This window comes from Thermus sp. FJN-A (assembly GCF_054655095.1).
The window spans coordinates 1-251 of sequence record NZ_BAAHSC010000014.1 but is presented as its reverse complement, the minus strand read 5'-3'; the positions used below and the strand labels follow the sequence as shown (position 1 = coordinate 251).

The window sequence follows — 251 nt, the reverse complement described above, 5'->3', positions numbered from 1 at the left end:
CTTCCTTAGGGTCTCCGGGTGGACGGCCAGGACCAGGGTGGCCACCTCGGCGAAGGCCACCAGCCAGGGGACCACACTGGGGGTGAGGCCCGTGGCGTCGTCCACGACGAGGGTGACGGGGTTCACCCCTTCGGGGCGCTTGAGGGCCTTGAGGAGGCTCCTCGCCTTCTCCTCGTTCCCCGGGTAGCGCCTCTGCCAGGCCTTGAGGTCGGCCTCGAGGTCCCTCCCCCCCCCCCCCCCATCCACCCGGA

General features: G+C 71.7%; 1 pseudogene. It reads right to left on the bottom strand.

Annotation, left to right across the window (positions count from 1 at the left end):
- A pseudogene (locus ACYQ0J_RS00065) lies at positions 1-251 on the bottom strand (ATP-binding protein); the annotation flags it as partial.